At 34.9% G+C, this 26,864-nt stretch carries 28 protein-coding genes and 1 riboswitch; of the genes, 25 read left to right on the top strand and 3 right to left on the bottom strand.

Annotated elements, in window-relative coordinates; all coding sequences use genetic code 11:
• Entirely contained in the window at positions 1–2,583 is a 2,583-nt protein-coding gene (gene mprF, locus JFU18_RS08125; protein WP_201034920.1) for a bifunctional lysylphosphatidylglycerol flippase/synthetase MprF, read from the bottom strand.
• 186 nt (positions 2,584–2,769) lie between these two features.
• Here mprF and JFU18_RS08120 point away from each other — a divergent pair, with 186 nt between their 5' ends.
• The 14 genes from JFU18_RS08120 (at position 2,770) to JFU18_RS08055 (ending at position 15,818) form a co-directional block, all read left to right on the top strand.
• Positions 2,770–3,159 (top strand): hypothetical protein, encoded by a 390-nt coding sequence (locus JFU18_RS08120; RefSeq protein ID WP_002086670.1) that lies wholly within the window; start codon positions 2,770–2,772, stop codon positions 3,157–3,159.
• Between the two features lie 22 nt (positions 3,160–3,181).
• Entirely contained in the window at positions 3,182–3,673 is a 492-nt protein-coding gene (locus JFU18_RS08115) for a YpuI family protein (protein ID WP_002086668.1), read from the top strand.
• 106 nt (positions 3,674–3,779) lie between these two features.
• Positions 3,780–4,694 carry a superoxide dismutase gene (locus JFU18_RS08110; protein ID WP_002030730.1) on the top strand — a complete coding sequence of 305 codons (915 nt, stop codon included), beginning with the start codon at positions 3,780–3,782 and terminating at the stop codon, positions 4,692–4,694.
• Between the two features lie 113 nt (positions 4,695–4,807).
• On the top strand, positions 4,808–5,932 hold the full coding sequence (locus tag JFU18_RS08105) for a D-alanyl-D-alanine carboxypeptidase family protein (RefSeq protein ID WP_201032785.1): 1,125 nt from the start codon (positions 4,808–4,810) through the stop codon (positions 5,930–5,932).
• Complete coding sequence (gene spmA / locus JFU18_RS08100; RefSeq protein ID WP_002086662.1) at positions 5,925–6,521, top strand: spore maturation protein SpmA; 597 nt, start codon at positions 5,925–5,927, stop codon at positions 6,519–6,521. Before JFU18_RS08105 ends, spmA begins: the two co-directional genes overlap by 8 nt.
• Complete coding sequence (gene spmB / locus JFU18_RS08095) at positions 6,518–7,048, top strand: spore maturation protein SpmB (RefSeq protein WP_002086660.1); 531 nt, start codon at positions 6,518–6,520, stop codon at positions 7,046–7,048. The genes spmA and spmB overlap by 4 nt, the downstream gene beginning before the upstream one ends.
• 288 nt (positions 7,049–7,336) lie before the next feature.
• Positions 7,337–8,065 carry a 23S rRNA pseudouridine(2605) synthase RluB gene (rluB, locus tag JFU18_RS08090; RefSeq protein ID WP_061675122.1) on the top strand — a complete coding sequence of 243 codons (729 nt, stop codon included), beginning with the start codon at positions 7,337–7,339 and terminating at the stop codon, positions 8,063–8,065.
• 94 nt (positions 8,066–8,159) lie between these two features.
• Positions 8,160–8,681 carry a thiol-disulfide oxidoreductase ResA gene (gene resA, locus JFU18_RS08085; protein WP_002141016.1) on the top strand — a complete coding sequence of 174 codons (522 nt, stop codon included), beginning with the start codon at positions 8,160–8,162 and terminating at the stop codon, positions 8,679–8,681.
• Positions 8,682–8,802: 121 nt separating this feature from the next.
• Positions 8,803–10,428 carry a cytochrome c biogenesis protein ResB gene (gene resB / locus JFU18_RS08080; protein ID WP_201034921.1) on the top strand — a complete coding sequence of 542 codons (1,626 nt, stop codon included), beginning with the start codon at positions 8,803–8,805 and terminating at the stop codon, positions 10,426–10,428.
• Positions 10,429–10,442: 14 nt separating this feature from the next.
• A complete protein-coding gene (gene resC / locus JFU18_RS08075; protein WP_088030880.1) occupies positions 10,443–11,600 on the top strand; it encodes a cytochrome c biogenesis protein ResC in 1,158 nt (385 codons plus the stop codon).
• Positions 11,601–11,901: 301 nt separating this feature from the next.
• On the top strand, positions 11,902–12,618 hold the full coding sequence (resD, locus tag JFU18_RS08070) for a DNA-binding response regulator ResD (protein WP_002011758.1): 717 nt from the start codon (positions 11,902–11,904) through the stop codon (positions 12,616–12,618).
• A complete protein-coding gene (resE, locus tag JFU18_RS08065; protein ID WP_201034922.1) occupies positions 12,618–14,393 on the top strand; it encodes a sensor histidine kinase ResE in 1,776 nt (591 codons plus the stop codon). Before resD ends, resE begins: the two co-directional genes overlap by 1 nt.
• A 143-nt stretch (positions 14,394–14,536) precedes the next feature.
• The gene (locus tag JFU18_RS08060) at positions 14,537–15,118 is read left to right on the top strand and encodes a cob(I)yrinic acid a,c-diamide adenosyltransferase (protein WP_002086651.1); all 582 of its coding nucleotides are present in this window, start codon (positions 14,537–14,539) and stop codon (positions 15,116–15,118) included.
• 85 nt (positions 15,119–15,203) lie between these two features.
• Positions 15,204–15,818: a peptidoglycan DD-metalloendopeptidase family protein gene (locus JFU18_RS08055; RefSeq protein ID WP_002141020.1), complete on the top strand. Its 615-nt coding sequence runs from the start codon at positions 15,204–15,206 to the stop codon at positions 15,816–15,818.
• A gap of 220 nt (positions 15,819–16,038) precedes the next feature.
• Here the strand turns inward: JFU18_RS08055 and JFU18_RS08050 are convergent, their stop codons facing one another.
• Positions 16,039–16,725 (bottom strand): hypothetical protein, encoded by a 687-nt coding sequence (locus tag JFU18_RS08050; RefSeq protein WP_002030740.1) that lies wholly within the window; start codon positions 16,723–16,725, stop codon positions 16,039–16,041.
• Positions 16,726–16,973: 248 nt separating this feature from the next.
• A riboswitch (FMN riboswitch) is annotated at positions 16,974–17,113 on the top strand.
• A 163-nt stretch (positions 17,114–17,276) separates the two neighbouring features.
• Here JFU18_RS08050 and JFU18_RS08045 point away from each other — a divergent pair.
• Positions 17,277–17,855, top strand: a complete 579-nt coding sequence (locus JFU18_RS08045; protein WP_002011769.1) for an ECF transporter S component — start codon at positions 17,277–17,279, stop codon at positions 17,853–17,855.
• 117 nt (positions 17,856–17,972) lie between these two features.
• On the opposite strand, the gene JFU18_RS08040 is transcribed toward JFU18_RS08045, so the two are convergent.
• On the bottom strand, positions 17,973–18,221 hold the full coding sequence (locus JFU18_RS08040) for a ferredoxin (RefSeq protein ID WP_001151994.1): 249 nt from the start codon (positions 18,219–18,221) through the stop codon (positions 17,973–17,975).
• Between the two features lie 297 nt (positions 18,222–18,518).
• Here JFU18_RS08040 and JFU18_RS08035 point away from each other — a divergent pair, with 297 nt between their 5' ends.
• The 10 genes from JFU18_RS08035 to JFU18_RS07990 all read left to right on the top strand — a co-directional run bounded on the left by JFU18_RS08035 (position 18,519) and on the right by JFU18_RS07990 (position 26,829).
• Complete coding sequence (locus JFU18_RS08035; RefSeq protein ID WP_201032788.1) at positions 18,519–19,580, top strand: YpbB family protein; 1,062 nt, start codon at positions 18,519–18,521, stop codon at positions 19,578–19,580.
• Complete coding sequence (locus JFU18_RS08030) at positions 19,570–21,099, top strand: RecQ family ATP-dependent DNA helicase (RefSeq protein WP_201034923.1); 1,530 nt, start codon at positions 19,570–19,572, stop codon at positions 21,097–21,099. The genes JFU18_RS08035 and JFU18_RS08030 overlap by 11 nt, the downstream gene beginning before the upstream one ends.
• Entirely contained in the window at positions 21,099–21,662 is a 564-nt protein-coding gene (locus tag JFU18_RS08025) for a CPBP family intramembrane glutamic endopeptidase (RefSeq protein WP_002064506.1), read from the top strand. Before JFU18_RS08030 ends, JFU18_RS08025 begins: the two co-directional genes overlap by 1 nt.
• A 22-nt stretch (positions 21,663–21,684) precedes the next feature.
• A complete protein-coding gene (locus JFU18_RS08020; protein ID WP_201032789.1) occupies positions 21,685–22,164 on the top strand; it encodes a LysM peptidoglycan-binding domain-containing protein in 480 nt (159 codons plus the stop codon).
• Positions 22,165–22,235: 71 nt separating this feature from the next.
• The gene (locus tag JFU18_RS08015) at positions 22,236–23,012 is read left to right on the top strand and encodes a metallophosphoesterase (RefSeq protein ID WP_201034924.1); all 777 of its coding nucleotides are present in this window, start codon (positions 22,236–22,238) and stop codon (positions 23,010–23,012) included.
• The gene (locus tag JFU18_RS08010; protein WP_002166076.1) at positions 23,012–23,887 is read left to right on the top strand and encodes a MerR family transcriptional regulator; all 876 of its coding nucleotides are present in this window, start codon (positions 23,012–23,014) and stop codon (positions 23,885–23,887) included. The genes JFU18_RS08015 and JFU18_RS08010 overlap by 1 nt, the downstream gene beginning before the upstream one ends.
• 77 nt (positions 23,888–23,964) lie before the next feature.
• Positions 23,965–24,573: a genetic competence negative regulator gene (locus tag JFU18_RS08005; protein ID WP_002011786.1), complete on the top strand. Its 609-nt coding sequence runs from the start codon at positions 23,965–23,967 to the stop codon at positions 24,571–24,573.
• A 348-nt stretch (positions 24,574–24,921) separates the two neighbouring features.
• The gene (gene gudB, locus JFU18_RS08000; protein WP_000225168.1) at positions 24,922–26,208 is read left to right on the top strand and encodes an NAD-specific glutamate dehydrogenase; all 1,287 of its coding nucleotides are present in this window, start codon (positions 24,922–24,924) and stop codon (positions 26,206–26,208) included.
• Positions 26,209–26,288: 80 nt separating this feature from the next.
• Positions 26,289–26,498 (top strand): hypothetical protein, encoded by a 210-nt coding sequence (locus tag JFU18_RS07995; RefSeq protein WP_201032791.1) that lies wholly within the window; start codon positions 26,289–26,291, stop codon positions 26,496–26,498.
• Positions 26,499–26,592: 94 nt separating this feature from the next.
• Complete coding sequence (locus JFU18_RS07990; protein ID WP_002011789.1) at positions 26,593–26,829, top strand: DUF3961 domain-containing protein; 237 nt, start codon at positions 26,593–26,595, stop codon at positions 26,827–26,829.
• Positions 26,830–26,864 lie beyond the last annotated feature (35 nt).

Here is a 26,864-nt window from a genome sequence, read left to right as displayed (position 1 = left end):
TTAGCTGTTTTTTCGTTTTCCTATTAATTTTGTTACAGAGAGCATTGTAATTGGTAAAGAATGATTCTTTCGAAATGCTAAATACTTTCCACTCCATGCAGGTTTGTATTTTTCTTTAAAATGTCGTAAACCGCTGAAGCTATATGTGTAACGAACGTTATTAAATATTGCAGCAGCAACTCGTTCAGACCAGAACGATTGCGTTGATAAACCGACATTTGAGAGTGGTGCCATACCAATATTAAAGGAATGGTATTCATTTTCTTTTGCCCAGTGGAATAAGTGGATAAAAATTGCATCCATAATTCCGCTAGGGGCATCTGGATAATAACGCATTAAATCAACAGATAATATGCCACTTTGATATACTGGCATAAAGGTTGTGAATGCAATGATTTTTCCTTCTGCATCAGATAATGTAGCGATAGGGGCACGACTAATATACTCACGATCGAAGTACCCAAGTGAAAATCCTTTCTCTTTTTTTCCGCCGAGCCAAGCATCAGACACTTTCTTTAATTCCTCGTATAATTCGTCTGAGAATGGTGGCTCATGAATAGAGAATGTATAACCTTCTCGTTCAAAACGGTTGAAAGTGGCTCGCATACCAGCACGTTTCTTTCCTGTTATTGTAAACGTATTTAAATCAACGACAGCCTCTTCACCAAGTTTAAAGAAGTTGTAGCCAAAATCGTGGTATAAGCTCATCCATTTGCTTTCAATTTGATAGAATACGCAAATATACCCAAATCGATCAGCTTCAGTCAAAAATTCTTGCAATACAGTGCGGTAGGAGGATGGATCACCAATTGGATCACCTAGTACAACAAGACGTTTTCCAGTAATTGAAAAGAGAAGAAGTGCTTTTCCGTCACTACTGAAGAAGAACTGTTTATCCCCTAAAAAACCTAAATGACTAAGTACATTCCCGCCATGTTCATCTAAGAAGTTTTCTAACCTTTTATCATTAGCTGGTTGCCCGGGAAATTCACTACGGTAACGATTGGCAATTAGTGAGCCGATAAGTAAAAAAGTAGGAACGAAAAAGGCTGCTGCTAATGCACTTCGTTTAACTTGTGTAATATTTCGAACGACAAAATCAGGTTGGAACGCTTCTTTTGCACCCGCAAATAAAATACCTAAGTTTTTATATAAATATAGCGTAAGTAATAAGAAGATAAATACTTTTACGATATCAGAAAGTGAGACTTCCATTTTCTCGCGTATAAATCTTTTACGAAGCATATACAACACAGCAAGTACGATTAATAAAATAAAGGTTTCTTCAATGTCAATTCCTTTTAAGGTATTAAAGATTGCTGCTCCAATTAAAGAAACAATCGTCATATAGTAAGAACGCTTTGTTCCATAATATATGCCTCGCGAAAGAATCAGGAGGAGAATACCGAATGTTAATGATAAGCTAAAAGAAAATTGAATAAGGTGCTTTGGAGCTAAAATATGTAAGGCGTGAGCTCGATTTATACTAGTCGGTAAAATTGTTGATAGAATAACCATTAAGCCAGCGAATACTGTTAAAGCGGCGGATGCCCATGAACCTAATTTCCCTAAAAAATCACGTTGTAAAGTCCAAATTACACCAGTTGTTTCTAACGCAGGTGCAATAAATGGTTTATCTTCAATTTTTTTTATGGCAGCTCCTGTCATTTCAAAGGCTGCAAAAATGAGACCTAGGCAGAATGGTAAGATGTAATAGACAAGTCGGTATAATAACATAGCAGGTAGTAATACGCCTGTATCAACGCCGTATTGTCCTAGTCCAGTTAAGAAAACAAGGTCAAATGAACCAAGGCCACCAGGAACAAGACTTACGACACCAGCTAAAGCAGCAATTACGTAAACACCTAAAAACTTTTGAAATTCGATATCAATTCCAAACAATATTAAAATGACGTACATAACGATACCGGCAGATACCCACTCGACTAATGAAACTAATGAATATAAAACAGTTGGATTTTTCTCTTCTTCTTCCTCTTGTCCGTCTAGCTGTTTTGTTTTTCTATTTTTAATTTTAGAAAACCCAATATATATAGGAACGAAAAGAGCAAAGAAGATAAGAACAGGCCATAACCACGGTTTTTCGTGCAGAATAAAACTAGTGTCTAATATTCCAATAAGGCCGAGGAATGACAGAATGGCTAATCCGTTAATAAAAGCGGTTGTCATCCAAGCAATACTTTTAATAAGTTTTCCATTATCTTTTATATGCGGACGATATAGCATTGTACGTACACCGGCACCAACAAGACCACCAAAACCGATAAATCCATTTAAAGTGTTGGCAATCCATGAGATGCGGAAGATCTTTTGTACAGGTATATCTGCTTTTAAGTAACGAAGCATAACAAAGTCATAAAAGAACATTGTTGAAACGGCAAATGCACCGAGTGTAATCGCTAAAAATACCCCACCAGTTGGAATGTTTTTAATTGTTTCAATTGCTTCTAAAAAAGAAATGCCTGCTAATTCTTTTTTAGCTTGAAAGAAAACAATTGTTAAGACAACAAATGGGAAGATTATTTTCCCGATTTGTAAGAAACGTTTCCATGAAAACGACATAAATACAACTCTCCTTGTGTAAGAAAACTGAGACAATAATATTATTATGACAAACTTCAAGAAAAATAAAAAGGTAAATTCCTGTATAGGGAAGCTATTTTTTATATAGGTTATATTTAAAAGAATATTTCGTTTATTAGAAAATTGAGTTAAGATAAGGTGAAAGAAGGAAGAGAGGGGAAGTAGATGATTATAATAGGTTATGCAGGATATGAGTTAGAAAAAGCAAAACCGAATACATCAGAAGATTTTTTTAATAGATCTGAAGTAACATATATATTAAATAATCAAGAGAAAACCTTTTCTGTTTTATATGTTCGATATTTTGAAGAAATTTTACAAGAAATTACCCCTTTTGAAGGAAATCCAGTTTATAAAGTAGAAGAACAAGACGTATATTTACGAGATATTGTAGCGATCGCTTGTTTAGTGAAAGATAAAGAGCTACGCGCGCAGAAGCGATTGTATCTCAATGAAGTAACAGACTTTCAACGATACTTTGATGAGGGAACAGTGGTGAAAGTACAAGAAATATTAGCTGAATTACATAAAAATAAAAGAGTAGAAATAGCGTAAAACGGCAAAGGAGAGAGAAGCCATGTCTAATTTGATGGTTGAAAATCAAACAGAACAAGTTTCTATATTTTTAGAAGATGTAATTTCCTTGATAACTAATTATGTAAATTATCATACGTTACCTTCTTTATTGGAGGAGACACCAACAGGAAATGAGCAATACTATAAAGGGATATTAGCATCAATAAGAAGACTTCTTGTTTTTTGTGAAGAGGGACTTGATGCATGTTTTGTTTTGCTGAATAGCCAACCATTTCGAAAGACCGCAGCTGAAACAGTTTTATATAAGATTTACCATCAAGTAATTGCAGAGTTTTTTTCGCCAAAGAATGATCATTGGTATGAAAATAGTCGTTCTGCTTATACAGGGAAAAATTCTATTGTTTTTCAGCAAATCCCCCCTGGATCTATAGAACGAATGATGAAGGATTTAGAAGGGAAATTTCAATTGATGCGTGAAGAACTAGAATATTATGAGACAGATTACCAAACAAAAATGTTGCACAAATATTAATAAAGGAAAAGAAGCTAAGGATACTTAGCTTCTTTTCCTTTTGTCCAGTTATATAAGGGATTTTAATTGAATATAGTTAAAGTGGATAGCATCAAGGAGGTGTGACATGAGTCAGCAAGGTGTATTTACAGATTACTTTCATGAAGTAGAAAGCTGGTGTGAAAGTGTTCTTCAAGTATTAGATAGCCGTGCAATGGAAGTGTATGATGTCCATATGCTTGCTTATAAAATTCAAACGTTATTAGAGCGTATGAAAGAGCATGAATACGACACAGATGCCGAGTTTATGTATGAAATAAGTGATGATGTAGAACATATTCAACACCATTTACAGGAAGTATTTATGCAAGAAGGAGAGGAATATGAACTATGTGAAAGAGGGGATAGCGAACGAGCTGTTCCGATTGGGGGGCATACCCTTCCGCCATTACCTTATCCATATAATGCGCTAGAACCGTACATTTCACGAGAAATTATGATGTTACACCATGATAAACACCATCGTAGTTACGTGGAAGGATTAAATAAAGCAGAGAAGATGATGGAAGAAGCGAGAAAAACAAATCAATTTGATTTAATTAAGCATTGGGAAAGAGAAGCGGCTTTTCATGGATCAGGTCATTACTTACACACGATATTTTGGAATAACATGAAAAAAGATGGTGGTGGAAGTCCGAGAGGGGCTTTTTCACAACAAATTGAGCAAGATTTCGGAAGTTTTTTACGTTTTCAAAAGCATTTCACGGAAGCCGCTTCTAAAGTGGAAGGTTCAGGATGGGCAATTCTTGTATGGGTACCCCGTTCAGGAAGGTTAGAAATTTTGCAAAGCACGCTTCATCAATTGTTTACACAGTGGGATACGATACCACTCCTTGTACTGGATGTATGGGAACATGCGTATTATTTACAATATCAAAATCGAAAAGATGAATATATTAAAAATTGGTGGAATGTTGTAAATTGGCCAGATGTAGAAAAGAGATTTGAAAGTGCGAAGCAAATTGAATGGACACCGTATTAGACGCATATCTCATGCGTCTTTTTTAGTGGAGGTGGAAGGAAGATTTCGTTCATATTTTAAAAGGCCAAGCATACACTTGTACAAAAAGTGCCAAAAGGACGTGGGGGGGAAATATGAGACGAATTTGTATAATAATTACGCTAATTATAATGTACGCAAGCGTTATGCCAATTCCTGCATATGCAAAAATGAACGGTGGTGTCAGTGCTCGTAACGCAGTCTTAATGGAACAACAATCCGGTCGTGTGCTATATGGGAAATTAGAACATGAGCCACAAAAAATTGCTAGTATAACAAAAATTATGACAGCATTGTTAGCTGCTGAATCAGGAAAAATGAAAGAATTAGTAGCGGTTAGTAATGAAGCGGTACGAGTAGAAGGATCGGCAATTTATTTAAAACCTGGACAAAAAGTTAAGTTAGAAGATTTAGTTTACGGATTAATGCTTAGATCTGGTAATGATGCAGCACAAGTAATTGCTGAAAATGTGGGAGGGAGTATAGAAGGATTTGTATATTTAATGAATGAAAAGGCGAAAGAAATCGGAATGAAAGATACGCATTTCTCAAACCCGCATGGCTTGGATGGGGATGGATCGCATTATTCGTCGGCTTATGACATGGCATTATTAACGAAATATGCAATGGGGAACGAGACCTTTAAGAAAATTTTTGGAACAAAAACGTATAAATCAGATTCTTGGGATTATCCGTGGAAAAATAAACATAAGCTTGTGACATCTTATTATGAATTTGCAACAGGGGGAAAGACAGGTTTTACGAAGAAAGCAGGACGGACGCTTGTCACAACAGCTTCAAAAGATGGACTAGATTTAATTGTCGTAACTTTGAGTGCTTCTAGTGACTGGGATGATCATATGAATTTGTTTGATAAAGGCTTTGAACGTTATAAGCAAGCGAAAGTTTTAGGACAAGGCGCACTCGCTGAAATAAATGAAAAGAAATATGCCAATCATGTTTATACGAAAAATAGTTTTTCTGTACCTTTAACTGAAGAGGAAAGAAAGAGCGTGTTATTGAAAGTTGAGCTCGATAAAAGTGCAAAACTTACGGATGGAGTAAAGATTGGGAAGACAGAAATTTATGTAGGGAACGAGAAAGTTGGAGAAAGAAATTTGTTTTACAGTAAACGAAAGTTAGTAGCTACAACGGGAATGTATTGGAATAACGTGAAAGAAATCTTCTCTTACATGATAGGTGTTGGGATAGATGGTTAATCTCGTATGGGCAGCGATGGCAGTTATAGGGATTGTGTATGCCATGATAAATGGAACGATGGAAGAAGTGACCAAAGCAGTGTTTGAAGGGTCAAAAGATGCTGTAACGATTTGTATTGGACTTATTAGTGTTTTAGTATTTTGGCTCGGTTTAATGAAAATTGCTGAGGAAGCTGGATTGTTAAAGAAGTTAGTATCACTTTTTATGCCGATAGTAAAAAGATTATTTCCAGAAATACCGAAGGATCACCCGTCAATGGGATTCATTTTATCAAATATGATGGCGAACTTTTTTGGGTTAGGTAATGCAGCAACACCTTTAGGTATTAAAGCAATGGAACAACTGAAAGAGTTAAATGGTGGAAAGGATTCAGCAAGTCGTTCTATGGTGACGTTTCTAGCATTAAATACTTCAGCGATTACATTAATTCCGACTACTGTCATTTCGATTCGAATGACTTATGAATCAGCAAACCCTACTGAAATCGTTGGCGTAACATTTATAGCACAAGTGTTATCGATGATTGGAGCGATTTGGATTGACCGCTATTTTTACCGGAGAAGGAGTAGAAAGGGGCGGAAAAAATGAGTATTGTAAATACAATTTCATTATGGGTAATTCCTTGTGTAATTGGTTTTATCCTTTTGTATGGCACGATAAAGAAAGTTCCAACGTACGAATCGTTCGTTGAGGGCGGAAAAGAAGGGATTCAAATTGCGGTTTCCATTTTGCCGTTTATGGTTGGAATGCTTGTATCTATTTCTATTTTCCGGGCATCAGGTGCTTTAGATGCGATGATATCGGTAATGAAGCCGATGTTAGACTTTATTCATGTACCAGCCGAAATCGTTCCACTTGCACTTATACGTCCGATTTCGGGATCTGCTGGTTTAAGTATTACGACCGACTTAATCGCTACATATGGGCCAGACTCGTTTATTGGTAGGTTAGCTTCAACGATGCAAGGTAGCACAGATACGACTTTTTATATATTAACAGTATACTTTGGGGCTGTCGGTATTAGAAAAATGGGAGATGCATTAAAGGTAGGACTTTTTGCAGATTTAATCGGAATTATTTGTTCAATTGTGTTTGTTTCCCTATTGTTTCGGTAATGCTATTCATTTTTTGCGCTATTTAGCTTATAATACGTATACGACCACTATTAACGTGTAGTTTAATAGTGGTTTTTTTATGCGGTGTTTTTGACAAAATGATGAACTTTTAGCGTGGACAACATGAAAAAGTGTAAACAATAATAAAGGGTGAAAACGTGATATGCCTTTAGACGTTTATCATCATTGCTATGTTGTTAAAGATAGGCGAAGTAAATGGCATAAAGCTTAGGCGGTTGCCAAGTCTTTCTAATGTAAGGTAAGATAAATTTGAGGTGAAAAAAAGAAATGGAACGATTACAAAAAGTGATTGCGCAAGCAGGTATTGCATCGAGAAGAAAGGCTGAGGAATTAATTCAGCAAGGGAAAGTGAAAGTTAATGGGAAAATAGTGAAGGAGTTAGGAACAAAAGTAACTCCTCAAGATAAAGTGGAAGTAAATAACATCCCTCTTGAAAAAGAAGAACCTGTTTATTTTTTACTATATAAACCAACTGGTGTAATTTCAAGTGTATCAGATGATAAAGGAAGAAATGTTGTAACAGACTTTTTCCCTGAAATTAGACAACGTTTATTCCCAATCGGACGCTTAGATTATGATACGTCTGGCGTATTATTGATGACAAATGATGGTGAATTTGCAAATGTATTAATGCATCCGAGATATAAAGTTGAAAAAACGTATGTTGCAAAAATTAAAGGGCCATTAACAGGTGAGAAAATTCGCATGTTAGAACGAGGTGTTGCATTAGAAGATGGGAAAACAGCACCAGCACAAGTGAAAATTATTTCTTGGGACAAGCGTAAAGAGACTGCAATTGTACAATTAACGATTCATGAAGGACGTAATCGTCAAGTACGCCGCATGTTTGAAGCGTTAGATTGTAAAGTAGTGAAACTAAAGCGTGAACGCTACGCCTTTTTAGAAGTAGGTAGCTTGCGACCTGGTGATGCGAGAGAATTGTCACCACATGAGGTGAAACAATTACGTGCATTGGCTTCTACAAAGCCGCGCTAATCGATAGTGTGAAACTTTCACCAGTGGAATGCTCCGCTGGTGATTTATTAAAAAATACATATATTCATCACTCGTCGAAGAGAGGGGAGACAATATGAAAAAAAATCGCTTATTATTTCGTGTTATTATTCTACTCATTTTATGCGGTGCTGTAGGATTTACACTTTATCAAGGATTTTTTGCTGATAAAGAGAAAATGCAAATTGGAAAAGAAGCACCTAACTTTGTTGTGACAGATTTAGAAGGAAAGAAAATTGAACTGAAAGATTTAAAGGGAAAAGGTGTATTTTTAAACTTTTGGGGCACTTGGTGTAAACCGTGTGAAAAAGAAATGCCTTATATGAACGAATTATATCCAAAGTATAAAGAAAAAGGCGTTGAAATTATTGCGTTAGATGCAGATGAAACAGATATTGCTGTTAAGAACTTTGTGAAACAATATGATTTGAAATTCCCAGTTGCTATTGATAAAGGAACAAAAATCATAAGCACATATGGGGTAGGACCATTACCGACAAGCTTTTTGATTGATAAAGATGGAATAGTAGTCGAACAAATTATAGGTGAACAAACGAAAGAACAGTTAGAAGGATATTTAAAGAAAATTACTCCGTAATAAAGAAAGCCTTTACATATGAGGTGCATCCTTATAGTGCCTCTGATTTAAAAATTCTGAGTATTGCGGTAACTTGAGGTTAGAATATACAATAGTACATATAGATATAGGGGCGGTGAGAGTGTTGAAAGAAATTAAGTGTGAATGTGGACATGTTAATCCGATAGGAACCATTTTTTGTGAAGCATGTGGGAAACCATTTGAAAGTAATGAAAATATAAAATTATTGGATATGAGATATGAGGGGAGTGCTCGGAGATCTCTCACACATACAAAAACGATAGTCGATAAAATTTGGAGTTTTTTCTCTTCTGTAAAAGTAGGTGTATGGTTAATCGTAATAACTTTAGCTGCATCGGCAATAGGAACTATCTTTCCCCAAGAAATGTACATAACTCCAGGAATCGAACCAGCTGAATATTATAAGACCGAGTATGGATTTTTAGGACAATTATACTATCAATTAGGATTTAATAATTTATATGGATCATGGTGGTACATGATTTTAATTGCTTCCATTGGTATTTCACTTGTTATATGTAGTTTAGACCGTGTCATTCCTCTTTATAAAGCTTTAAAAAAACAAGGGGTGAAAAGACACCCAAGTTTTTTGAAAAGACAGAGAGTGCACGGGACTGGTACGCCGCATGAAGGTGACTTAGAACGAGTTCAAATTAATTTAAAGAAACGTAATTATAATGTGAAAGTGGAAAACGGTAACATTTTAGCTGAAAAGGGACGGTTTTCACGCTGGGGTCCATATGTGAATCATATTGGTCTCATTATCTTTTTATTCGGTGCAATGCTCCGTTTTTTACCGAGTATGTACGTAGACGAAGCCCTTTGGTTACGTGACGGTGAAACGAATGAAATACCAGGAACGGATGGTCAATACTATTTAAAAAACGAGAAATTTATTAAGGAAGTTTATGATAAAAGTAAGGACAAGGAAGTTTTTGATGAAGCGATTGATCGTGTAGGCGATAAAATGATTGCGAAAAACTTCCAAACGAATGCTGTATTATATAAAGCGGTCGGCGAAAATATAGCAGGACAAAAACCGAAATTAGAAAAAGTAAAAGAAGCGGAAATTCGAGTGAATGAACCGCTGAAATTTGATCAATTTGCTGTATATCAAGTGGATTACAAAGAAAGTGAATTTAAAAGCATGTCATTCCATTTGCAAAACAAAGAAAATAATCAAAAGTGGGGACCGATTAAAGTAGATTTAACGAATCCTACAGAAAAATTTGATTTAGGAAATGGTTATTCTTTAGAACTATTAAGCTATTTTCCAGATTTTTATTTTGACGAGAATGGAAGACCAAATACGAAAACGAAATTACCAAACAACCCTGCATTTGTGTTTAAAATGTTTACGCCTGAAACACCAGATGGTGAAGTGAGTTTTGTCGGTATTCAGCAAAATATAGAACCAGATGGGAATAACAAATATAAAATGTCCTTTGCAGGTGTGGAAATGCAAAATGCAACAGCACTTACTGTAAGGAAAGATTTAACGCTTTGGATTCTCGGTATTGGAGGATTTATATTTATGGTTGGTGTGATTCAAGGGATGTATTGGAATCATCGCCGTATTTGGATACAACGCGTTAATGATGAATGGTGGATTGCAGGACATACGAATAAAAATTGGTTCGGTTTAAAGAAAGATATTGAAAGAGTACTAGAAGGTACAGCAATTCCGCAGCCAAGCGATAAAGTAGTGGATAAAAAAATTAGTTAAGGTGGGGAAACGATATGGTGCAAATAAGTAGTAACTTTCTCTTTACCGCATTTATTTTATATTTAATTGCAACTCTATTTTTCGGGGGAGCAATTAAAGAAAAAGGTCATAAATGGGCAAATATAGGAATAACGATTACAATTTTAGGGTTTATTGCACAAACAGTATATTTTGTTACAAGATGGATTGCATCAGGACATGCACCAGTTAGTAACTTTTTTGAATTCGGTACGTTTTTCGGCATGATGCTTGTTGGAGCATTTATTGTCATGTATTTTATGTACCGCGTAAGTATAATTGGACTCTTTGCATTACCAGTTGCGCTTTTATTAATTGCATATGCGAGTATGTTTCCGAGGGAAATATCTCCGCTTATTCCATCTTTAAAAAGTAATTGGTTACATATTCACGTGACGACTGCAGCAGCAGGACAAGCAATTCTAGCAATTAGTTTTATTACGGGCGTTATGTATTTATTGAAGAATGTAGATCAATCAACGAGAAGCAAACGTACATTTTGGTTAGAAACGGTAGTGTTCACACTTGTTTGTACAGTTGGTTTTATTGGAGTGACAACGGTATTTTCTAGTATGAAATATGAAGCGAAGTTTCAATGGGTTGATAAAAATGAACAACAAGTGGAAATGAAGTACAATCTTCCGGCTTTAGTGGGACCGCACGAAGGAAAGTTATTGTCAGAAAATAAATTAGAGCCGACAGTTGAAGTTCCGGCGATTGTAAATGCGAAAAAATTAAATACAGTAATTTGGTCTGTGTTAGTCGGAACATTGCTATATGTCGTATTAAGGCTTACATTACGTAAACGAGTATCAGCGGCGCTTCAGCCGTTAGTGAAAAATACGAATAGTGATTTGTTAGATGAAATTGGATATCGCTCTATTGCAATTGGATTCCCAGTTTTCACATTAGGTGCATTAATTTTCGCCATGATTTGGGCTCAAATCGCTTGGACGCGCTTTTGGGGTTGGGATCCAAAAGAAGTTTGGGCGCTTATTACTTGGCTCTTTTATGCTGCGGTATTACATTTACGTTTATCTAAAGGATGGCATGGAGAAAAATCCGCCTGGCTTGCAGTGATTGGTTTTGCAATCATTATGTTTAACTTTATTGTAGTAAACTTAATTATTGCGGGTTTACATTCATATGCATAGAGAAATAAAATAGGAGAGTGTATGTCACTTTCCTATTTTATTTTTGTCAAATTTTCTTCTTTTTTGAGAAAAACATGACAAAGTAGCGGTTGATTCTGTAAAATGATGTCGAGGACCAAATATACTGTTCAAAAAAAATACATAGTTTTGGAAAAAAAATGAACAAACTTTATTATTCTTGTGAAGCATAATATGGGAAGTGGAACGTTAAAAAATGCTTAATTAAACGAGGATAGGTGCAACATTATATTGTAGAAGGGTAGGTGTAAACCGTTGTGGTAAAAGTACGCAGCGGGTAGAAATGGAAAATGAATCAAGAATTTTAATTGTAGACGATGAGGATCGTATTCGTCGTTTATTAAAGATGTATTTAGAAAGAGAGCAATACACAATTGAAGAAGCGGATAATGGTGATACAGCTTTAGAAATGGCGTTACAAAATGATTATGATTTAATCCTACTGGATATTATGATGCCTGGTAAAGATGGTATCGAAGTGTGTAAAGGGATTCGTGAGAAGAAAGCGACGCCAATTATTATGCTGACAGCAAAAGGTGAAGAAGTAAATAGGGTACAAGGGTTTGAAGTTGGAACTGATGATTATATTGTGAAGCCGTTTAGCCCGCGTGAAGTAGTACTTCGTGTGAAAGCGGTATTACGCCGCGCTGTACCAACGACATTCTTTACACAAGATACAACGACGAAAGATGTTACTGTTTTCCCTCATTTAACAATTGATAATGATGCGCACCGCGTTACAGCGGATGGTAATGAAGTAAACTTAACACCGAAAGAATATGAATTACTATTATTCTTAGCGAAATCCCCGGATAAAGTTTTTGATCGTGAGCAATTGTTAAAAGAAGTATGGCAATATGAGTTCTTCGGAGATTTACGTACAGTTGATACGCATGTAAAGCGTTTACGTGAAAAGTTAAGTAAACAATCACCAGATGCAGCGAAAATGATTGTTACCGTTTGGGGCGTAGGTTACAAGTTTGAGGTTGTGAACGACTGATGCTTTGGAGAAGTGTAGTAGGGAAGTTATGGATGACCATATTACTTCTCGTTTCGTTTGTTCTTGGATTTGTTGCTATTTTACTTTCACAGTTTTTTAGAACGTATTATGTTGATATGAGTGAAGCTAGGCTTCAGAAAGTTGCAACAAGTGTCACGGAATTAATTGAAGAAGGTGCCGATGTAAAAACAATTGAGGATATTGCTTACAAATTTTCTGATCCACTTTCAAGGATTATCATTGTAGAAGACGGTAAGGAAATTTCTTCTTCGCCGAAACAAGAAGGATTAGTTACTCTTACAATAGATGATTTGAAAAATGATAAAGAATTAGCAGCTGTTTTTACAGATAAAAAGGATATTAAGAATAATATTAGAAAAGCTTCTAATAGTAGGAAGAATAAAAATACTGAAAATGATATTATGATCGTCGGGAAACCAGTACAGTCAAAAAATCAAAGTGCAGTGTTTGTATATGAATCATTGCAAGTTCCAATACAAGGTATGGAGAGAACGACTGATTTTATTTTCTTATCAGCCGGGATTGCGATTATTTTAACGACTTTCTTTGCATTTTTCTTATCTACTCGAATTACGGCACCACTTCGTAAAATGCGTGAGGTTGCATTTGAGGTAGCGCGCGGGAAATTTGATACGAAAGCCCCTATGGTGTCGCAGGACGAAATTGGTGAGCTTGCAACTGCTTTAAATCAAATGGGAAAACAGTTGAAGTTTAATATGAATGCCCTGCAGCAAGAAAAAGAGCAGTTAGCTAGCATTTTGAGTAGTATGGCAGATGGTGTTGTTACGTTAAATCAAGAAGGTGAAGTCGTTGTTATCAACCCACCGGCAGAACACTTCTTACAAGTTTGGCAAGAAGAAAAAGAAGTAGAGTTAATTAAAAAACTGCCTTCTGAACTTGTTGAACTATTCCATCTCGTTGTAGAAAGTGAGCAACAACAAGTTGTTGAAATTAATTTGCAAAAAGGTAACTACGTAGTTCTTATGACACCGCTTTACAATCAAACAAAAATTCGTGGAGCTGTAGCAGTATTGCGAGATATGACGGAGGAGCGTCGTCTTGAGAAAATGCGTCAAGACTTTATTGCGAATGTATCACATGAACTTCGTACACCGATGGTAATGCTTCAAGGATATAGTGAAGCAATTTTAGATGATATTGTGCAAACGAAAGAAGAAATTAATGAGTTTGTTCAAATTATTTATGATGAATCTGTTCGTTTAGGTAAACTTGTAAATGAGTTATTAGATTTAGCCCGTATGGAAAGTGGACATGTAGAGTTACATATAGGTGAAGTAGATATTCATCCATTTGTCGAAAAAATTGGCCGTAAATTCCAGGGGATTGCAAAGGATAAAGAAGTCCAATTAACAGTGGATTTCCAAAGTCCAATTGAACAATATCCGTTTGATGCAGACCGTATGGAACAGGTACTGACGAATTTAATTGATAATGCAATCCGTCATACAAATGCAGGTGGACATGTTACACTTGTAATTAATACGAAAAATAGTGGCCTTACTTTCGAAGTGCAAGATTCAGGTGCTGGTATTCCAGAAGAAGATATTCCGTTCTTGTTCGATCGATTCTATAAAGCTGATAAAGCAAGAACGCGAGAGAAAAAAGTTGGAACAGGACTCGGGCTTGCGATTGCTAAAAATATTGTTCAAGGTCATGACGGGAAAATTTCTGTATCAAGTGTCGTTGGAGAAGGAACTACATTCTCTGTATATTTACCAAATCGTATAATTTAGATATATATGTTTTTTAAAAGTTGATCATGAATAAAAGCTTTACTGTTTTTTTATTTTTTTGTAAGTGCAATTAAATAAAGAATGGTAGAGTTTTTTTTCTTTAATAATCAGAATGAAAATAAAAAGAGAGGTGTCATAATGAAATGAAACTTTATACAAAAACAGGTGATAAAGGGGAAACGAGTGTCATAGGTGGCCGAGTGGATAAAGATCATATACGTGTAGAAGCTTATGGAACAATTGATGAGGCGAATTCTCATATCGGATATGCCATGTCTAAATTACAAGAGGAATGTTTTCGTAACATTTATAACGAACTTGAAAATATTCAACATGAACTATTTGATTGTGGAGGGGATTTAGCAATAGTAGAGAAGAAAATCCCTTATAAAGTAACGATAGAGATGGTCGAGTATTTAGAGAGACGAATTGATTCGTATACAGAAGAAGCGCCACCTTTAGAGCGTTTTATTTTACCAGGCGGTAGCGAGATATCGGCTGCACTACACATTGCACGTACAGTTATAAGAAGAGCAGAACGTTGTATAGTGTCATTGCAAAAAGAAGGAGAAACCAATGAAATTGTTCTAAAGTATATAAATAGGTTATCTGATTATTTATTTGCGCTTGCTAGAGTAATAAATGCGCGTTTACAAGTGAAAGATGTGGAGTATAACCGCAGTGCACTTGTTTTTCGTAATAAAGAAGAGAAGGAAGTGGAGTAATACACTTTCTTTTTTTTGTATACTTTTTTCTGTAATATCCCACAATAGAGAAGGTATGACGGCTATTAGAAAACGGAGGATGTATATGAAAGCGTTAAAATGTGGCGTGGTGATATTGAGTGTATTATTTTTATCTCAATTACATGTTTACGCTGAAGGGAATCAGTGGATATGGCCTGTTGATGGGCAGATAAGTGATTATTTTGGGACAAGACATGGGAAACACTATGGTATTGATATAGCTGCGCCTATTGGAACGCCTGTTGCAGCTATTCAAAATGGTAAGGTGACAAAGTCTTATTTTTCAAGTAGTTATGGAAATGTTGTGTTTATTAAACATGGAGAATATGAGGCTGTTTATGCGCATTTAAATAAGAGATATGTAGTTCAAGGTGATAACATTTCAAAAGGAGAGCTAATTGGAGAGGTAGGGAATACAGGAGAATCGCGAGGAGCGCATTTACATTTAGAAGTGCATCAAGGGAGATGGACGATGGAGAAAAGGAATGCGATGAATCCGTTGCTTGTTTTAAATGAACAAAAAAATCAAGTTGTGTCATCATCACTATATATTGTACAAAAAGGTGATACTTTAGTTGGTATTGCCCGGAAATTTAGTATGACAGTTGAGGAAATTAAAGTGAGGAATGGATTGCGACAAGAGCAAATCTATCCGAACCAACAACTATACGTCAAGTAAAGGCAACGTCCCAAAAGCATAACTTTTGAATAAATTTATTTTTTTCTTATTTAAGATTGCGATAGTAAATGAAATTATATCGACGCAAATTTATATCGAACATAGCTATTATTATATCGACATTTCGACAAGAAATGTCGACTGACAATAAAATGCGACAGTAAGAGCAACCTATTCCTAACGAAAAACCGTCCCAAAAGATCTTTTGGGACGGCTTCTTTTACCAAAAAATAAAGACACATATAAATCCAGTAATAGCTAAGTAGCTATATAAGTAAAAGACTTTTGTTCTTGTTTTTTCTTTTGTCCGAAATAGTACGATAGTTGGTTCGATTAGACCAATTGTAAGACAAAGTAAACCAAGAAGCATAAAGCCAATTGAAAGAGAATACAGGGCGATTTGTGGTGCTTGAAATGGAATCATCCATTTTAATAAAAATGCAATAAGTGCAGTGTAACAAATGCAACCGATGTATTTATTCAATGGTGTATCAGAACGGAAACCAGGAAGTTTCTTGGAAAACGGACGGGAAACAACTTCCGTTTGTAAAGATGTATGTTCTTCAATTATTTTTTGAGCTTCTTTTCCTTTTTGGAAAAGGGATAAAATCCAGTTTCGCTCACCTTGGAAAATAAATTGAGAAGTTGTTAAATAGTGATCAACTTTTACCTTATTCCAACTCTTCCATGGATGACGCTCACACAATTTTAATTTACTTTCTGTTTTTTTATCATACTGATAAATACTTATGCCATCTTGGTCAAAAGTAGCGTAGTATGTCTCTCTTGAGAATGTGCCTAGATCAATTGGACAGTAGAAAAGTAATTCTTTTTTCAAATAAAAGTATTCTTTTCTTAAGTTCTTTTTCATTGCTTCTCGAATAGAGTGTCTTTTATCTTTCTTCATGACATTTCCTCCATAACTCAGAAAATGTTCTTATCTTAACAATTCAACATCTTATCACTTTTGACGACATATGACTAGGGGGATTCATAAGAGAAATACCGAATTATAAAAAATATGGGTTGTATTGTAAAATATAGTGATCGTTTCTTTAATTATATAAAATCAATAACTTATTTTTAGTAAGTTACACTTTTTTTGTTCACAATACGATCATGTTGTTGTATAATGAAGTGGAAAATAGAATATCGGTCTATCTTCGGGGCAGGGTGAAAATCCCGACCGGCGGTGATGAACATTTTATAATTTCGTTCTAAGCCCGCGAGCCGTTAAGGCAGGATTTGGTGTGATTCCAAAGCCGACAGTACAGTCTGGATGGGAGAAGATGGAGGTTCAAGCGTTCAAAAAAGATAAGTATTTGAACGTCTGTTTGATGTGCCTTAAAATTCTCCCTTTGTGTAAATCACAAAGGGTTTTTTCGTTCTATGAAAAAATAGGCATAGCAGAACCTTTCCACTTTCCATGAGAAGATCGATGGAAAAGGAGAGAGAAAGATGAAACAAAAAAACAGTGTAGTGCAGATGGTGAGTGTAGCGATGCTAAGTAGTATTGCGTATTTACTAATGATGTTGGATTTTCCATTCCCAGGGCTTCCGCCATTTTTAAAAATTGATTTTAGTGATGTGCCAGCTTTAATTGCGGCGATAATTTTTAGTCCAATTGCAGGTGTAATTGTAGAAGCGATAAAAAATATTTTGCATTACGGAATTCAAGGAAGTTTAACGGGAGTACCAGTAGGAGAAGTAGCAAACTTTATAGCGGGATGTTTATTTATTGGTCCAGCAGCATTCTTATTCCGAAAGTATCGCACAGTAAAAAGTTTAACGACAGGATTAATGCTAGGTACAATTACTATGACAGTTATTATGAGTGTGTTAAACTACTTTATTATTTTACCAGCGTACACTTGGTTTTTAAATTCACCAGCTATGTCTAGTGATATTATGCGACAAACTATTGTAACGGCAATATTACCGTTTAATGTAATTAAAGGAATTGTTGTAACAATTGTATTTGTAGCATTATTTTCACGCTTGAAAGTATGGGTATTTGCAAAAATGAAAAATGCTTAAAAATATTAAACCATTGGCAGCGTAACTGCTAATGGTTTTTTTGTTAGTGAGAATGAAAAAGAGTGCAAAAAATCCCCCTCATAAGTATGAGGGGGATTTTTTGAAGTTAATAAAAGACTATTCGAATTTTAAAGAGTCGCCATCAAATGATTCGTCAGCAACTTTAATTGAGTCAGTTGGACAACCTTCGAATGCATCCATCATATCTTCAATTAATACATCTGGAATTTCAACGATACCTTGGTTATCGTCTAATGTTACAAATGCAATGCCTTCATCATCATAGTCATAAATGTCTGGTGCAGCAGCACCACAAGCACCGCATGCAATACAAGTATCTTTGTCAACGATTGTATATTTTGCCATATTTTTTCCCTCCTGATAATATGTATGTGAAAAGTTCGCCAAAAAATTATAATCTTATTGTAAAACGGTTTTAAAAACTTTTCAACATAAAATTATAATGATAATGCTTATCAATTAGAGTGTCAACTTATTTTTGAATTATTTCATAAGATTTTCAAAATACTTAAATGTTATTTCGTTTGATACAATAGAATATATACAAGCATGTAGTGTGAATATGATAAGTTAAATGAATAGCAGTTAATGTGCAATCGTATTGAAAAAGGAATGAAGTTAGACTGAGAGGTGGAAGCGGTAATGCAGCTACAATATACTTTATTATATTGTTTAAAACAATTGAATGGTGAAAGAACCGTTTCTTCGATTTATTATTTATTAAAAGGAAAGAGATCGTCGCAAACATTACAAGATGGGAATATGTTTCAAATTTCTTTTTTGTTTGGGATTTATAAGTCATTAAATAGAGCTGATTATGATCAAGAAGTTGCAAAGTTGTTACAAACGGATTTAGTTCAAGGTATACATGATAATACATATGTGTTAACGACTGCTGGTAACGTGCAATTAAACAAATGGGAAGGTGACTTTGCCTTTCCGACATATTTAAATGGTTTACACTATGGTGAAATAGGTGAAACGTTTTGGAAGAGATTATCATTGATCGTTCAAACCATTTCGAATTTACAACAGGCGAATACGAAATTTATTCCAATTCAACAGGATACAGAAATAATGATGTGGGTGAAACGTTTTCTCACTGGAATACCGTATATGAGAAGTGAATTGGCTAAAAGATTATGGAAGGAAATGCATACTCTTTTACAAAAAAATAATCCAGTAGAGGCGACAATCGTAATATATCGGTTAACTGGGTATAAACGTATTGGGTGTACTTTACAACAATTAGCGGAAATTACGAAACAAGATATATTTCGAGTGTATTTTTTATTTTGGGGTACAATTCATTTCCTTATTCAAGAAGTTCGCAATAAAGAAAATGAGTTTCCATTATTAGCTGAAATTATATCTTATCCAAATGAGAAAGCTGATTTATTTAGTTTATCAACGAAAAAAACATATAATCTTTGGAGAAAAGGACGCTCTTTAGAAGAAATAGCAACAATTCGGAATTTGAAGGTTGCCACGATAGAAGACCATTTTGTAGAAATTGCTTTACGAGAAAAAGAATTTTCTATTGAAATGTTTATGGAAAAAGAAAAAATGGAAAAAGTAACAAAAGTAATTGAAGCATTACAAACACGTAAATTGCGTGTGTTGAAGCAAGCGGTTGGAGAGGAAATCTCTTATTTTGAAGTACGTCTTGTATTGGCACGGATGGAGGGTATAAATGAAGCTTGAGGAATATTTATATAAGTGGTTTGGATATTCTGAATTTCGTCCGGGGCAAAAAGGAGTTATTACGGACTTATTGGAAGGAAAAGATGTTGTAGCAATGCTTCCGACTGGAAGGGGAAAGTCAATGTGTTATCAACTTCCGGGGCTTCTGCAAGAGGGTACGGTGCTTGTTGTATCACCATTATTATCTTTAATGGAAGACCAAGTTACGCAATTAAAGTATGTCGTGAAAAATCGAGTTATTGCATTGAATAGTTTTCGGACGTTAATTGAAAAAAGAGAAGCAATGAAAAAGCTATCTTTTTATAAATTTGTTTTCGTATCACCAGAGATGTTGCAGTCGGAACTTCTAATAAGAGAATTGAAAAAAATTCATATTTCATTATTTGTCGTAGATGAAGCGCATTGTATTTCACAATGGGGCTATGATTTTCGGCCAGATTATAAAAAATTAGATAAAGTAATTGAGAGTATCGGATCTCCGACAGTACTAGCATTAACAGCAACTGCGACAAAGGATGTACTGCGAGATATAGCGGAAAGTTTAAATCTAAAAAATATTGCTGAGCATGTGTACTCAATTGATCGTCCAAATATTGCGATGGAAGTGCAATTTGTGGAAACAATAGAAGAAAAAAAAGAGGCGCTTTTTGAGCATGTAATGTATTTGCAAGGGCCTGGTATTGTTTATTGTTCAAGTAGGGCCTGGACAGAGCGTTTAACCGAGTATTTAAGAGGAAAAGGAATTACAGGTGTAGCTTTTTATCATGGTGGTATGGAACATGAAGAGCGTATGTTAATTCAACAACAGTTTATGAATGACCAGTTGCAAATTGTAATATGTACAAGTGCTTTTGGGATGGGGGTAAATAAGGCGAATACAAGATATATTATTCATTTTCAATATCCGACAAATGTAGCTTCCTATTTACAAGAAATTGGAAGAGCGGGAAGAGATGGAGAATTGAGTATAGCCATTTTATTATGTAGTCCATTGGATCACGATTTGCCAATTTCAATCATTGAAGATGAATTACCAAGTAAATCGCAAATACAATTTTTATTTTCGTTACTACAAGAAAGAATGTTTCAAACGAAAGTATTACCATTAGAAGATGTAGAAGAAATTTGTTATAGTGCAGCAAGATTTAATGAACAGTATTGGCGCTTTACACGTTATCATCTCGAGCATCTTGGAATCATACAACAGCGAAATCTCATGCTAGAGAGCTTGTCAGATGAAATAATGCACAGATTAATAGCGGAAGTGGAAGTGAGAATGCGTAATAAATATAGTGAGCTAGAAAATATGAAGTCATGGATACAAGTTCAAGGATGTAGACGTGAATATTTATTACAACAATTCGGTTATAGAAAAGAAAAAGAGATAGAAAACTGTTGTGATTACTGTGGTATTACAAAAACGGATTATAAAAAAAGACGAGCGCAACAGTTAGTTTTCGACTATAATTGGGAAACAGAGTTACAAAAGCTTTTCGGCCTAGGAAAGATGGAGGAATGATGAACATTCAAAGGCATAATGTTGAAGATATGAGTCCGAGAGAAATAAGACTGAATCTCTACATAACACAACTAATCATTATTGGTATCGGTTGTTTACTAGCATATATATTATTTCAAGATAAAAGAGAAGTTTATAGTTTATGGAAATGGGAACCGGTTTCTATACTTTTAATAGGTAGCTTGTTAGCGATTTGTATTGTGTTATTAGATTATGTTGCAATGCGAGTGTTTCCAGAATCTTGGTTTGATGATGGTGGCATTAACGATAGAATGTTTCAAGGGATTTCTGTCATGCATTTACTCGTTATCACGTTTATTATTGGCTTTGCGGAAGAGTTTTTATTTAGAGGTGTAGTGCAGACTCATTTCGGAATTGTAATAGCGAGTTTAATTTTTGCTGTGTTACATATTCGGTATATAACGAAGCCTTTTTTGTTTTGTTTCGTCTGCTTTATTAGTTTTGTTTTTGGTTATGTATTCGAGTGGACGGGAAATTTGTTTATAACAATCTTTGCACACTTTCTTGTTGATTTTATAATGGGGCTCCAATTAAGAAAATAAATGGAAGGTGGTGGTGAACAACATGAGAAAACGAATTCCTGATTTTGAAGAGGAGTTAGAAGTTGAGCAAGTGGAAGAAGATGAAAGTTTACCGCCGCGTAGTGAAATTCATAGAAATAAAGAGAACAAACCAAAGTTTAAAATGAATCACATTTTCGTCCGAGTGTTAACATTTTTGTTCATATTGTTACCTATTAGTATCCTATGGTATACGGATAAGTATATACAGGTAAAAGGTGATAGTAATAATGCTGAGAAAAGTGCGTTTGAAGTAATTTTCTTTGATTCCGCTAAGACTGAATCAAAGAAGCAGCCTGAGAAAGTAGCAACTCATGTTGTGAAAGATGGAGAAACTTTAGAAAGTATAGCGAAGCAATATTTCTCAGATGAAGATGGGATAGAAATAATAAAAAAGTATAATGATTTACAAGAAGACGAAGTGAAGGTAGGACAAGAATTGAAAATTCCTATAAAAGATAAGTCCACGAAGTATGAGAGCTAGCTAAATGAGTGATATATAGCTCCACATAAAATTAAGGACTATACTTTACGAGGAGGGAGAGTAAAAAATATATGTCATGGATTATATTATTATGTACTCTCATATGCATTGGTTTTGTATGTCTTCTTGGAATGTATAAAGAAGCGATGCGTAATACAGTGTTGGAACATACTTTAGTATTCGAAGAATTTCCGGAAAGTTTTCAAAAAGTTAAAGTTTTTTTTATTTCGGATATTCATAGAAGGATCATTTCTAGCTCGCTAATTGAACGAGTGAAAGGAAAAGTAGATATCGTAATTATTGGCGGTGATTTAGCTGAAAAAGGAGTACCTTTATCGCAAATCTCTTTAAATATTCAAAAGTTAAGAGAAATAGCCCCTGTATATTTTGTATGGGGAAATAATGACTATGAAATTGAATATCACGAATTAGATGCTTTATTAATAGAAAATAATGTGAAGGTATTAGATAATACAAGAGTTGTATTTGAGTCTGAATTAGGAGAGAAAATTTGCTTGCTCGGTATCGATGATGTTGGATTAGAACGAGATCGTTTAGATTTAGCGTTGTCTGATTGTAAAGAAGAAGGTTTTCGCATTTTAATTAGTCACAACCCAGATATAATAAAGAAAATGTCTGGTAATGAACAAATTTCGCTCGTATTAAGTGGACATACACATGGAGGTCAGATTCGGTTGTTTCCATCTGAAAAGTATTTAAAGGGTGGCGTATATAAGCATTCTAATACGACTCTCTTTGTTAGTAATGGGTATGGAACAACATTGTTCCCTCTTCGTTTTCGGGCACCTTCCCAAACACATATCATTACGTTATGCGGAGGGAAATAATGCCGAATTCAAATGGAAAATATAATATAAAAGCTGTCTCAAATATACTCGGAATTCAACCGAGTACACTTCGCGCATGGGAAAGACGCTATCATATTATTGCCCCAAAGAGAAATCGTGCGGGGCATCGTTTATATACAGAAGAGCATATTCATATTTTGAAATGGTTAATGAACAAAGTTTCTGAGGGGATGATGATTGGACAAGCAGTTCAGTTATTAGAAGGGAATCGGTTGCAGAACAACGTTCAAAAAGAAAAAATTACTGATACAGAAGTTGTTTTAGTGGACGATATACTACAAGCTTTGTTAGAATTTGATGAAATTACAATTTCTGCATTATTAAACGAGGTTTTTAGTATATATTCAACGGAAAAGGTTGTTGCGAGCATCATTCTTCAAGTGGCAAACAAGTTGTTAACTTTAAAAAGTAATAATGAGATTACAATGTCGCAATTCAAATATGTTGTATCATTCTTACAAACACGTTTAGGAATGATCTATCATAATGCGTCGGTGTATTCTTCCGTTAACAAAGTTTTCGTTTTAGAAAATAATATATTAAAAGGATTTATTTTCGCGACGTATTTACGACTAAAAGGATATCAAACAATGTATATGGGGACAAGTTTAGATGAAGAAGGTATTTTACTAGCTATTGAACAATTACAACCTAAATATTTGTTTATATCTTTTGATGATGAACGAGAACTTGAAGAGGCAGTAGAATTTATTGACTTGTTGCAAGAAAAAAATGAAAACATCTCTGGTGGTTTTATAGGAAGAAAAGGCATTGGAGATCAATTAAATCTTCAAAATATCCTAATTGGTAACACGAAAGAAGAATGGGATGGATGGTTAAAGATGTCGGAATAGTCGTTCGAAAAGAACCATCTATTTTCTATTTCATATAATAAAAATTAGATGCAATGGTTACGTAGGGAGGGTATGAGATGAGACTGGAACGTTTAAATTATAATAAGATTAAAATTTTCCTAACATTTGATGATTTATCTGAACGAGGATTAACGAAAGAAGATTTGTGGAGAAATGCACCGAAAGTACAGCAACTATTCCGTGATATGATGCAAGAAGCAAATACAGAATTAGGGTTTGAAGCGGATGGACCGATTGCTGTTGAAGTATTTTCTCTACAAGCTCAAGGTATGGTTGTAATTGTAACAAAAGAAAATCACGAAGTGGACACAGAAGATGAGTTCCGTGACGAGTTTATTGAAATGCAAGTGACTCTTGATGAAAGTGAACATATACTTTACGAGTTTGCTACATTAGATGATGTAATCAATTTGTCAAATCGCTTATATAACCTTGGTGTAACTGATGGGAAGTTGTATACGTGGGATGATCGTTTTTATCTTTGGATAGAAGAAGAAGAGCAATTTCAATTATTGAAGGCGGATTTTATAGCTATTTTAGCGGAGTACGGTAATCCGTCAACAGCAACAATTTACCGCGTAATGGAATATGGTAAAGAATTAATGGATTCTCAAGCGATTGAACAAATATACAATTACTTTGTGAAAAAACAAAACCTCAGCTAATGTAACGTAGCTTGAGGTTTTATTTTTATTCAGCTGAAAATCTAAAATCTATAAAACGAAGTGTAGGTAACAAGACTAGCCGATCTGTATGTTAAAATGTAATCAGTATTTCTTGATGAAATAATTGTTTTATCGAATGTATTTTGATGAAAATAAAAAATATTTAAATATTTAAGTATTTTACTTTTCTAAAAGCGATAAAAGGACTATAATAATAGTGAAAACGCTTGCAATACAAAATAGTTTGTATATATTTGTTAGCGTTTTCTATTGCATTCCAAATTTAACGGTGTATACTAGGCAATGAAGGTTTACTAAACAAGTGAAATTACAGGGGGTTTACTTACTATGGTAGCCGAAAAGGGAACTCAAACGAAAACACAACAACAAGGGGAACAACATTTTGAATTGTTAAATTCAACACAAATTGTAATTAATGAAGCATTAGAAAAATTGGGTTATCCAAACGAAGTATATGAATTATTAAAAGAGCCAATTCGTATGATGACAGTGAAAATTCCAGTTCGTATGGATGACGGGACTGTTAAAATATTTACAGGATATCGTGCACAACATAATGATGCTGTTGGTCCAACGAAAGGTGGAATTCGCTTCCATCCAAACGTAACAGAAAATGAAGTGAAAGCACTTTCTATTTGGATGAGTTTAAAATGTGGTATTGTTGATTTACCATATGGTGGAGGTAAAGGTGGAATCATTTGTGACCCACGTGAGATGTCTTTCCGTGAATTAGAAAGATTAAGCCGCGGTTATGTACGAGCAATTAGCCAAATTGTTGGTCCGACAAAAGATATTCCGGCTCCAGATGTATTTACAAACTCACAAATTATGGCATGGATGATGGATGAGTATAGCCGTATCGATGAATTTAATTCACCAGGATTTATTACAGGTAAACCACTTGTATTAGGTGGATCACACGGACGTGAAACAGCGACTGCAAAAGGTGTAACAATTTGTATTCGTGAAGCTGCGAAAAAACGTGACATTGATATTAAAGGTGCACGCGTTGTTGTTCAAGGATTTGGTAATGCGGGTAGCTTCTTAGCTAAATTTATGCATGATGCAGGCGCGAAAGTAATTGCAATTTCAGATGCTTACGGTGCATTACATGATCCGAATGGATTAGATATTGACTACTTACTAGATCGTCGCGATAGCTTTGGTACTGTAACAAAACTATTTAATAATACAATTTCAAATACAGAACTGTTAGAACTTGATTGCGACATTTTAGTTCCTGCTGCAATTGAGAACCAAATTACAGAAGAAAATGCTGATAAGATTAAAGCGAAAATTGTGGTTGAAGCTGCAAATGGTCCAACTACATTAGAAGCAACAAAAATCTTAACAGATCGTGGTATCTTACTTGTTCCAGACGTATTAGCAAGTGCTGGTGGCGTTACGGTATCTTACTTTGAGTGGGTACAAAATAACCAAGGTTACTACTGGACTGAGGAAGAGGTAGAACAACGTTTAGAAAAAGTAATGGTAAAATCATTCGATTCAATTTATGAAACATCACAAGTTCGTAAAGTGAACATGCGCTTAGCTGCATACATGATTGGTGTTCGTAAAATGGCTGAGGCTAGTCGCTTCAGAGGTTGGGTATAATATATAATGTTTTGAGAAAACGTGATTTCCTTTCGAGGGAATCGCGTTTTTTTGTTGAAGTATTAAATGAGGTGTTGTATATGGGGAATGAAATAATGGAACGAGTAGACCAATTAGAAGAAAAGGTTAAGGTGTTAGAGGGTGAACTTGCAAGAGCTAAGAGAGCCCGAAAAACAAGTGTCGTTCGGCTGTTCGGCGAAGGAGTATTGTTTTTAATATTTGGTGCAGTTGTAGTTGGAACAATTATCGCGTTTATATTCACAATTATTACTTGGTTTGGTGAAAAATAGAATAAAAAATAAAAAAGAACGCTTGTTCTGTACGAACGAACGTGCTATACTTTCCTTAGATAAGCAAAACGGAAATGATTTTAAGGAGAGATAAATGATGAAAATGACAGTAGACCAAAGATTTATGATGCCAGCAGATGTTGTAGAACGAGTGGAAGTATTACGAAACAAACAAAGCAAGCGTGGCACATTATTACAATCGGTAAATAAATTTTTCGGTTTAGATACGAAAGAAGATTGTATTTGGTTTTACGGTTTTTACGGAGTGGCTGTAAGTATTGTATTATTTATGGTATTCACATCAAATATTTTCGATGTTCTCTTCGCATAAGAAATATGCCATAAGGACATTGCCACCGAATACAT

The organism is Bacillus sp. TH22 (genome assembly GCF_016651015.1).
GTDB lineage: Bacteria > Bacillota > Bacilli > Bacillales > Bacillaceae_G > Bacillus_A > Bacillus_A mycoides.
The sequence above is the reverse complement of the archived record's forward strand: the minus strand, read 5'-3'. Positions and strand labels throughout refer to the sequence as shown.